The sequence below is a fragment of the Algoriphagus sp. genome (assembly GCF_013373065.1).
Taxonomy (GTDB): Bacteria; Bacteroidota; Bacteroidia; order Cytophagales; family Cyclobacteriaceae; genus Algoriphagus.
The window spans coordinates 1-9,998 of the sequence record NZ_JABXIN010000019.1 but is presented as its reverse complement, the minus strand read 5'-3'; the positions used below and the strand labels follow the sequence as shown (position 1 = coordinate 9,998).

Annotated in this window: 8 protein-coding genes and 1 pseudogene; all 9 read right to left on the bottom strand. The window is 36.4% G+C overall.

What is annotated here, in order from left to right; all coding sequences use genetic code 11:
• Positions 1 to 53 precede the first annotated feature (53 nt).
• The gene (locus tag HWE15_RS13195; RefSeq protein ID WP_290508013.1) at positions 54 to 338 is read right to left on the bottom strand and encodes a hypothetical protein; all 285 of its coding nucleotides are present in this window, start codon (positions 336 to 338) and stop codon (positions 54 to 56) included.
• Positions 339 to 687: 349 nt separating this feature from the next.
• Positions 688 to 1,149 (bottom strand): GyrI-like domain-containing protein, encoded by a 462-nt coding sequence (locus HWE15_RS13190; RefSeq protein WP_290508012.1) that lies wholly within the window; start codon positions 1,147 to 1,149, stop codon positions 688 to 690.
• 230 nt (positions 1,150 to 1,379) lie between these two features.
• Positions 1,380 to 2,969: a serine hydrolase gene (locus tag HWE15_RS13185; protein ID WP_290508011.1), complete on the bottom strand. Its 1,590-nt coding sequence runs from the start codon at positions 2,967 to 2,969 to the stop codon at positions 1,380 to 1,382.
• Between the two features lie 160 nt (positions 2,970 to 3,129).
• Positions 3,130 to 4,359 (bottom strand): agmatine/peptidylarginine deiminase, encoded by a 1,230-nt coding sequence (locus tag HWE15_RS13180; RefSeq protein ID WP_290508010.1) that lies wholly within the window; start codon positions 4,357 to 4,359, stop codon positions 3,130 to 3,132.
• Positions 4,360 to 4,942: 583 nt separating this feature from the next.
• On the bottom strand, positions 4,943 to 6,280 hold the full coding sequence (locus HWE15_RS13175) for an alpha/beta hydrolase-fold protein (RefSeq protein ID WP_290508009.1): 1,338 nt from the start codon (positions 6,278 to 6,280) through the stop codon (positions 4,943 to 4,945).
• 97 nt (positions 6,281 to 6,377) lie between these two features.
• Positions 6,378 to 7,196, bottom strand: a complete 819-nt coding sequence (locus HWE15_RS13170) for a hypothetical protein (RefSeq protein ID WP_290508008.1) — start codon at positions 7,194 to 7,196, stop codon at positions 6,378 to 6,380.
• A 108-nt stretch (positions 7,197 to 7,304) separates the two neighbouring features.
• A pseudogene (locus tag HWE15_RS13165) lies at positions 7,305 to 7,436 on the bottom strand (tyrosine-type recombinase/integrase); the annotation flags it as partial.
• 430 nt (positions 7,437 to 7,866) lie between these two features.
• Entirely contained in the window at positions 7,867 to 8,355 is a 489-nt protein-coding gene (locus HWE15_RS13160; RefSeq protein ID WP_290508007.1) for a hypothetical protein, read from the bottom strand.
• A gap of 104 nt (positions 8,356 to 8,459) precedes the next feature.
• Positions 8,460 to 9,812, bottom strand: a complete 1,353-nt coding sequence (locus HWE15_RS13155; protein WP_290508006.1) for a serine hydrolase — start codon at positions 9,810 to 9,812, stop codon at positions 8,460 to 8,462.
• Positions 9,813 to 9,998 lie beyond the last annotated feature (186 nt).

Below are 9,998 nucleotides of genomic sequence, written 5' to 3'. Positions count from 1 at the left end.
CCGAATAAAAATTGAACGTGAAACAATTTAGGGAATTATTCATAATCAGGCACTTAAAAAATTTTTTTTATAAACAGGTTCAAACAAAAAAGCTCCAAGGTTACCCCCTGCCTGATATCACTTTGAGATTTCTCATCTTCAATTAAAGACTCTGTTGCCCAAGAAAGCATATTAATAAACCCAAGCGCAACCACTAATCCAGAGGCATCAATTTCTAATTTATACGTTGCGTTTTCAAGAGAACCTATTGCCGCAATAGTATCCGCATTGATTCCTACATCGCCTACAAAGGAGGGATTTCCTGAACCGTCTATAATCTGCCCATTTCGGATTAGCACATCATAGGACTCCGGTGCGCTACAGCTGCTTATGATGGCAGCTAGCTAGTAGAATTACTTTTATTGTAAGTTTCATTTTCGGGTTTTTTAATGTCCACTTCGGCTAATCACCTGCTTTAATCAGCATGGAGCATCCGCTGCAAATTAGTTATATCGAGGATTGTATTTCCCAATGTAGGTAGTTATTCCACCTAATGCCGGAAAAGTACTGCTATTATAAAGTCTCCCGATGCTTTTTTTGGAACTTGCTCATCCATCAGGCAGTCTTTTTCGAAGAAGACCTCTTCCTAATATAGGTCAAAAAGTATCAACTAGTTGTCGATTACCTTTAATCAGTATTTAAATCGTTTTATTCAATAGGGATATAGAAATCAACAATTGCTTTCCTTTCAGGATGTTCATTATAGTTATTGTGATACATCTCAAAAGGTTCTCGGTCCGCTTTCTTATATCCATTTTCGTTCATCCAAAGAAATAGGCCAGTCCAGGATTTCTCAAATTCGTTTAACCCGATCACAAAACTGCCAACAATATATTTCCCCGCTTCGATCGTTGTAAGGCCGATTTCGCCTTCTGTTTCTACTGGTTTATTCAATAAAAGACAGGCACTCATTCTTACTTTATTGGGTTGAGTGATTTTAAAGCTGTCGTGATAAATTGTTACAGGTTTTGTTTGTTCGTTCATTAATCCTAGCGGTGTTGCCCACTGAATTAATTTACTGTAAGCATTTTCAAGATTTTGAGGTCCGATGCTTGAAACATAAGCCAAGTTCATTTTTGGTATTTCTTTTATATCAATTTTTGCATTCATTTTTGTCCAATGTTTTAGATCAGTATTGATAAAAATGTATTTTTCATAGTCAGGATACTCTTGTCCGTTCTTGTTATCAAGTTGACGAATCTTGCTAAACTTATTGGGGTTTTGCTTTTTTAAATTTAGTCGGACTTACTCCAATCAAGAATTTGAATATTCGATGGGAATAAAGGGTGAGAAAAAAGTAATTTCCGAGAGGGGTTTATCTAATTTCTCAATCCTTCTCCTCATGGTAACGATTTAATGAACTTTCCAACCAAATTGATTATTGACTGTTCATGTTTCCATGCATTAAAATGTGCTTCTTTTCCATAAAAGGGATCAGCAGTTGTAACAATGACGATATCTAAATCTCTTAAAATAACGATTAACTGCCCACCATGGCCCCAGGCATAATTGAATTGATGTTCGCCGACACTTGCGGACCACCATTGATAGCCATATCCAACATCCTTGAAATAGCGGCCTAATCTACCAGATTTAACGCCGGTTGAATTGATGTCCGTTGAATACTTTTGGGTCGACTCCTTTACCCATTCAGCTGGAATGATCTGACGACCATCAATCTGTCCTTCATTCAAATACAACATCCCAAACTTTGCCATATCACGGGCAGTGAATTGAATATCACCGGAACCAATACGATAACCGTCCAAGTCTTTAGGCCAATCGCCTATTTTTACTCTAAGGGGTGAAAACAGGTATTTTTCACCAAACGATTTTAAGTCCGTTTTGCAAGCACGGGAAATAATAATGGCAAGCCAATTGGAGGTTAGATTACTATACTGAAAAGTGCTTCCTGGATCATGTGTCAATGGAATGTCCTCTACGGCATCAATATACTTTCCAGACCAAATGGTATTCCAGTACTCATCTTCCGTTTCTTCCCATGGATACCCTGCTCGCATTTGCAACATCTGTTTGATCGTGATCGTTTTTTTTCTTGGATCCGCTATTTTGCTTTCTATTTCTGTGAAAAATTCGACCATTTTCTGATCTACCCCAGAAAGGCATCCTTTTTCAATGGCTATGCCGAGCAAGGCTGACACATAACTTTTGGTTACCGATGCGCGCTGTGATAGTTGATCTACTGAACCCTTATTGAAATAGCCCTCCGCGATTAAAGAGCCATTTTTAACAATGAGTAAACCATACAAAGTTTTTAAATGAGAAGCCTCATAGAAAAATTCGTCAACAAGATTATTATTCAATCCTTGTTCTGAGGGATTTGAAACATTCCAATCTTCCCGGTTTAAGGGTTTATAATTAACCAATTTGTAGTCGGAAGCTTTTCCCATCAGCAACTCTGCAATTCTTGGCCTGGTCGTCTTAATATAGTTCGAATCAACTTTTAGTCCCATTGGCCCTAATGCGCTTTCTAATTGATTATATGTTTCTTGGTCCATTTCATATGGCGCTGTAACAATATCATAGGCTGTGACCCCATCATTGTTTCTAGTATATTTATCGGCCCCGTTGAGAAGTAGCATCCTTACTATGTCTTCATGACAAAAAAAGGCCGCAATATGCAGTGGTGTAGAACCTTGATTATTTGCTAAACTTAAATCGGCTCCTTTTTCAATCAATATCTTTGCAATTTCACTCTTACCAAATGTTGTTGCTATTATAAGAGGGGTAGATCCATACTGATCCTTCTCATTTATGTTTGATCCGGATTTCAAGATTTCACTTACCTGTTCAAGGTTTCCTTGTAGGACTGCCAAATGTAAATTGGTATTCGAGTTTTGAACTTGTGATTGAACATGTGAAGTCCAAAAAAACAAAATAGCAAATGTTGTTTTAATGAATATTTTCATAAGTCTTCATGTTTCAGGGTCAACATTGTAGGTAACGGTTAGTATATGAAAAGTAGATGCTTTCGAAGCATTAAACTTTCGGTTAAGCAAGAGGTTCGATACGAGCTAAAAACTTAGGTTTTACTATTATTTCGCCCATTTTTCATATACATTGTTACCTTCAGTTTATTCTAGGTTCTTGCTGTGTTCTACAGTGAATTCCACCGCCTCCCCAATTAATGGCAAGTGCATCCATTGTTATGATTTCTCTATTAGGGAAGTATTTACTTAAGATGTTTTTTAGCTTTTCATCCTTCCTTTTCTCTGACTCTGGCATACCCTCTTTCCAATATTCAGAAGCAATTACTACTCCATTGGTTATGGTGAAATTAGCATATTCAAGCGCGGGCATGAATACAATCGAGTCACCAATTGCCATTTTCTCTCTTGATTCTTCATTAAACATACCATAGTAAACAGATTCTGTCATAACCCAAGGATACCCGTATAATGTGTAATCAGGTGCTTCAACAGTTTCAATGTGATATGGCTTTCCATTTGGCTGTCTTGCTGCTTTTAGTTGATCCAGGTTTCCTTGTAGAACCCTATAATCATATTCCAACATGGTGTTCTTGTTGCGGTCTTCCTCTGCTATTATCGTAGCTAAAATCGTTGTATCATTCAGAAAGCGTGTGGTAACGTCAATATGGCCGTTAGCTCCTTGACCTATGAATTGGTCAATTTTTATAAGTGGTTTATCGATAAGAGGAAATTCATCAAGCCATATTATTTGCTCTTTGCCCAGTTTATCAAGTAGAATTTTTTCTACTTCTTCAATTGTTCTGTCAGGATTTCTTTGAGTCGCCAATGCTTTATATGCAATTATGGTATTACTATTGACCTCAATTGCACCACCCTCGAAATACAATCCAGTAGAATCCTTTTTATATCCTTTTAATTCTTGCAGTGTATTTGAAAGCTGTCCTCTCAGATCACCCTCACAATTATAAATCCCATAGCAGTTCCACTCGAAATCAAGAATTTTATTATTCTGACCATTGGTGATGAACATCAGCGGATCACGCATCCAGGATGATTGGTAAGGAAGTTTGATAAATTCAAGACTGTCCATGTTAGCAGCTAATTCTTTGAGCCTCAATTTCCCGACCTCCATTAGAGAATCATTATCATAGACCACTCTAGTTTTTACCTTATTTGAAAGTATTGAGATAAGCTTTAGTCGTGCCTGTTCATTGGGTACAGCGTTATATGGCTCGTAATTGAAATCAGCCCAGATCGCTTCATGCGGTTCCCATTCTGGTGGGTAAGAGTATCGATTTTCTAATGATTCAGGTGAGGAACATCCGAGGATCACTATCGCTAGTTGGAATAATATGAGTATTCTTTTCATTTCTAGTAATTGAAGGGAACTTATTTATTTGTGCGGGTTTTCCGTTCTTATTTTCCTGATTTGGATCGCTAAGCAGGGGTTTGTTAGTTTTTATTTTATAAATCATCAAAAGGACTTCTTACGTTTTGAAGACTTACTTGAGTTTAGGTTTCTGACGCTTTACTTTAATTGTGACCCAGAATTTCTGAACTAAGCGGTATCCACTGCACATTTAACAAAAAATCAATTCACTGAATAAGAATTGATCTATATTAATTTAGGAAATTATTCAAAATCAAGCACTTAAAAACCAGTTTTATTATTATGCTGCTCCAACAAAAAAGCTCCAAGGTTTCCCTTGAAGCTTTTATGATTTCTTGCTTTTTCAATTTACAATTAAGTATGAAATATTCCTTTCCGGAGGGGAATTCAGCAAAAACTCAGTCAATTCGGAATATGGTTCTCAGAATAAGTTTTCTGTCTGAAAATAGCTGTCATTGGCTACTGCCATCTTCGTTTTTAGGCGATAGGGATAACGGTTGGTGTATGGTATCGTAGCATCCCGCAGGGTGCTATGCACTATACACTTTGTTGTGTGTAGTTTTTATTTTTGTTCAAGAGCTCTTAAATCATCCATTGAGAACAACCTATTTTTTTTAAAGTGTATCTTGCAATACTCTAGTGCATCCCTTCCTTTTTGTGTATCCACACCATTGGTTAAAGAAAAATTTGCAATACGATAGCTCATGTTTAGGTAGTATCGTTCAGGTAATACAGCTCTGCTTCTCTCTAAAAATGTAACTGCTTCCGAAGTTCGATTTTCATTGATATAGGCTTCTGAGGATGCTCTTGCTAAAAGGTTATAGAATGCAATCGGATTTATCGCGTCAAACTCTTCTATAGCCTTGTTCATAAACTCTATTGTCTTGCCATACAACTCCATATCGAAATAATTCCATGCCATACTAACATAATCCATTTTCCCACCATATACCAAGTTGTTTTCGTTAACAAACTCAACCCAATAATGGTACTCATCGACATCTTTTCTGGCAATAATATCGATCAAAAATTGGTCAAGATCAGCGAAATTATACTCCAGGTCAATACCATAATTGTCATTAATGGTATTCATATAATTCTCACGAAAGTCAATTATTGAAGTGTAGTTTTCCAAATTTCTGTAATCCTGAAAAATGAATTGCAACCCAACCAAAAGAGAAACTGAAGTTAAAGATTGATGATCAGCCTTAAAGGTTTGCTTTTTAAAGCTAATATTTTTGTTTGAAGTTAATTGATACAAACTGTCAATGCTATTTCCCGCTGCTTTTCTTGGCGCTATATCTCGGGTACCATTTGCGATAAAGTGGTAAATATGATCACCAGCGTAATTAGCATAAAACTGAGCGATTGCAGGTTTCATGTCTTCGTTGAATGCAGTAGACATGGATACGAAGCCTCTAAAAGAGTTATTTTTTGAAGTCATCAAGTAATGATTGAATTCGGCTCCATCTGAGTGTCCAATCATCGTGTTGAAACCTGAAGTACTATATGTTGAGTCAATAAATGGTACAAGTTCTTGCTCAATATGTTGTATGAATTGTCTCCCTTTATAGGAACCAAACGCTCGCAATTCGTTGCTTCGATCATTATGAATTATACCAACTAAAATTGATGGAGGTAAAACATCCGCAGAAGGAATAGATAGAATGTCAATATATCCCTGAGCAATTTCATAGTTGTCGAAACCACCATCAGTTGTATAGATTACTGGATACGATTTTTCTTCAGAATAATTTTTGGGAAGGTGAATCTTCAGTTTTCGTTCATCGCCTAATATTTTAGATGAAATTGTCAGTTCGGTGGTTCTAGAACTTAATTGAGCGCTGGCAGAATCTAGTGTCAGACAAGTGATTAAGACTAAAAGTATCGTTTTATACATTCTATATTTTAGTTGATTTTATTGAATTACACACAACGGTTTGGCTATGCGCAGTGACACGAAGGGCGTTGCGTATAGGTTTTGTTGGCAATAGTTTTTATTCATAAAATTCGATCAACTTAATGTGAGGCGCTTTTCTTTCTAATGCCTCTTTAATGTAATAACGGTGATGATATCCAACAATCAGCATAATCCGTTTATTTGGTAAATGCTCAATAGTTCTTATAATATTTGATACCATCGCATCATTGCGGTCATAATGTTCAAACTGTTCCCATTTATTGAAATAGTCTACTAGGGAAATAGAGTCTCCTTTTGAGTCAAGTATCTGTTCATTGAATTCTTCTCGATCATTAACTATGTTCTTCATTTTCGTATACTGATAATACTTGGCGCTGTCCATAATTACATCAGTTTTATCATTATTCAACGCTTTTAGGTTAGTGGATGAAAGACTATCTAATTGAACCCAATAATTTGCAAACTTGCTCCATATTAGACTTTCTTCAGGGGTGAACTTACTAGACCTGCTCAGTTCATTAAGTTTCTGATATACGTCATTTGCTTGAGGATATAGGCCCGCCTTGGTTCGATATGAGTTTCTGCCTTCAAACTCAATAGGTCTTAGGATCGTGTTGGGATTATCTTCTAAAAATCTGGTTACAGCCTGATCTTCATTTTCTTCGTACTCAACCTTTCTGTTAAATGCAGAGTCAAAGCTAACCGAGTCCCTTTCCATCAAGATGACCTCTGGCTTTACTTTCTTTATCGCGAAGTAAATCGAGTCAGAATTTATACCACTTGTAGGGAAATGTACCGAACCTAAAATTATCAGTTCTTTGGTTTTATTTTCTTCTTTATCAGCGCAACCAGATAAAAAGAATAATGAGATTATTACAAATATAATTTTCAACATGATTTAATTATTGCCAACTTGTTTATTTCCGCCATAAAATGGCGTTTATCATTCTATTTTGGATGGATAAACGCCATAATTTAGATTTTTTTGTGGCGTTTATTTTTTTTACAAATCATCAAATGGAGACTTAATATTTTGAATAGACTTGGTTGAAACATGCGTGTAGATTTCGGTAGTTTTACTACTGCGATGACCTAATAGCTCCTGAATAAACGGTTGATCCTTGCTGCTTTTAACAAAAATCCTCTTCAACCGAATAAAAATTGAACGTGAAACAATTTAGGGAATTATTCATAATCAGGCACTTAAAAACTTTTTTTATAAACCCGTCTAAACAAAAAAGCTCCAAGGTTTCCCTTGAAGCTTTCCTGATTTCTTACTTTTTCGACTTACCACTCGGTATGAAATATTCCTTCCCAGAGGGGAATTCAGCAAAAACTCAATCAATTCGGAATATAATTCTCAGAATAAGTTTTCTGTCTGAAAATAGCTGTCATTGGCTACTGCCATCTTCGTTTGTAGGCGATAGGGATAACGGTCTCGGCTATGAGTATTTGCGTAGTTTAACACGAAACTTTGTAAGAACGCTCCAAACTGAAAATCTGTGAGGATTTTAAGAGGTAGGCGAGAACAAGCAATTACTTATAGCCATTGTTGTGTGCGGTTTTTAATTTTGATGAACAGCTTCAAAAACTATTTTCCAGGAATCATCCGACTGTCTTTTCCAATTGACTAAATAGATGCCTGAATTTTTAATGGTATCCAAGGTTTCTTTATTAATAAATATTTCATTAAAACTGTTATAGGATATTGCCATATCTGCAGATGGTATTATAGTTGGTTGTCCTCGGCTTAAAAGTTTTACATTATATTGAGCATAAATTCGTTTCCATTGTTCTAATAAGGAATCTTTGGTCATAAGTTGTATTGGAGAATCGGGATACATTGCGGTATAGGTGTCATCATAAAATTCAATCCAATCATAATCAAATTTTTTATATACCGAATAAAGGCTATCAACCTGTTTTGTTATTAAGTCTGTCAGTTCAGAATCAGATGTTTTAGTTAGAGATTCAATTTTAGTTTCATTTCTGCATCCAAAAAGTACTTGAAATGTTAAAACAATCAGTAACATGTGTAATGTAGAATTTTTCATTTTTGTTAGTTTTAATTGCACACAACGGTCGGTATATGAAGCGTAGCCTGCCGTTAGGCGGCTATGATTTTATATGCATTGTTAGGCTCAGTTTTGAATTCTCCTTATTTCGTGAAATGGTCAAGTAATGCCAGACTACGGACCAAGTATCTCATATTGTTGTTGTTAGAAGTGTCATCCTTGTTTGCACTAAAACAGGCAATTACTAATCTTTTATCCGGAGATATATAAAGACATTGGCCTCCAAGTCCAAATTTGGTGAAGTCGCCATCTTCAAAAACAACATCCCAATGATAACTTTGAAACTGCGGCCCCTGTCCTTCAAAAAATTTCCCCCAATACTTCTGACCGGTTCCTCCTTCAGACCAAAATAATTCTGTGTCTCCGGTATGAATTTGACTCAGGTATCTGTCAGAAGCAATCTTGGTGGTTGCATCATCAGTAAAGGCTAATCCATATCTGGCAAGATCTCTCAAACGCATGAGCATGGTTCCATAACTTCCAGCAACTCCTGTACTGGATAGCGTAACTCGTGCATCATCTTCAGCTCCAATTCTTGACCATATATATTCCTGAACCAACTGATGAAAAGGTTTAGAGGCAACTCTCTCGGCAATGGCAGTCAAAATAGCAGAATTAGCAGAGGTATAATCATACGTTTGTCCCGCTGGTTCATATTCGCCAGAATTAGCCAATAGCTCCATGAAGCTTTCATCGAAACCTGAATCTGGTGCAGGGAAATATGCAGAATGCTGAAGCAATTGGTAAAAACAATGATTGGGGTCAGTAAAGGAAACTCTGTCTTTTACGTGCTCTCTACAGTTTATACCAGAAGACATCCGCAATAAATTTTCAATTGTGACATTTTCCAATGGCTTACCCTCAAACTCAGAAAGATATTTCCCGATCGGGTCCTGTTCGTTTATTTTTCCCTCATCAGCCAAATGTGCGATTACTGTTCCAATAAAGGTTTTACTCACCGAGCCCAGAAAGTGTCTGTCTGTGGGTTCCATTTCAGGGTATCGTTCATAAACGACTTCCCCTTTATGTAAGACGATCACCCCATTAATTTCTTTTGCTTCACAAATTTGGTCGAGTGAAGTTTCTTTTTCGAAGAAGGTGCTGGTCAAAATTTGTTCGCCCAAAGTAGGGCTGGTGTTTTCCCCTAGCTCTTGTATGTCTGTTTCTCCTTTTTCGATTAGAACGGTTGGAATGTAGTTTTCCAGATGGCGAAATATCTCAGTACTATGAGGCCCTCTTCCTTCTATCCATTCAGGGGCCGTAAAACTTACTTTTTGCTCATCTTGTACAGGAATTTTTCTTGATTCTACTGCTAATGTAATTTTGTCTTCTAATGAAAGCTCTTTTACTTCCTTTACTTGTTGTTTACACCCTGTAGCTAGAAACAAACTGAAAAAGACAATTGCAATTAATGTTATTCTATTGCTGTTTGACATATTCTATTTTTTACTTATTGAGCCTAACTTGTTTATTTCCGCCATAAAATGGCGTTTATCATTCTATTTCGGATGGATAAACGCCATAATTTAGATTTTTTTGTGGCGTTTATTTTTTTACAAATCATCAAATGGAGACTTAATATTTTGAAGAGATTTGGTTGAAACATGCGTGTAGATTTCGGT

Bases quoted from the DNA above. Each gene is read 5' to 3' on its own strand.
- HWE15_RS13155 (WP_290508006.1), bottom strand. From the start codon at position 9,812: ATGTCAAACAGCAATAGAATAACATTAATTGCAATTGTCTTTTTCAGT.
- HWE15_RS13190 (WP_290508012.1), bottom strand. From the start codon at position 1,149: ATGAATGCAAAAATTGATATAAAAGAAATACCAAAAATGAACTTGGCT.
- HWE15_RS13175 (WP_290508009.1), bottom strand. From the start codon at position 6,280: ATGTATAAAACGATACTTTTAGTCTTAATCACTTGTCTGACACTAGAT.
- HWE15_RS13180 (WP_290508010.1), bottom strand. From the start codon at position 4,359: ATGAAAAGAATACTCATATTATTCCAACTAGCGATAGTGATCCTCGGA.
- HWE15_RS13160 (WP_290508007.1), bottom strand. From the start codon at position 8,355: ATGAAAAATTCTACATTACACATGTTACTGATTGTTTTAACATTTCAA.
- HWE15_RS13185 (WP_290508011.1), bottom strand. From the start codon at position 2,969: ATGAAAATATTCATTAAAACAACATTTGCTATTTTGTTTTTTTGGACT.
- HWE15_RS13170 (WP_290508008.1), bottom strand. From the start codon at position 7,196: ATGTTGAAAATTATATTTGTAATAATCTCATTATTCTTTTTATCTGGT.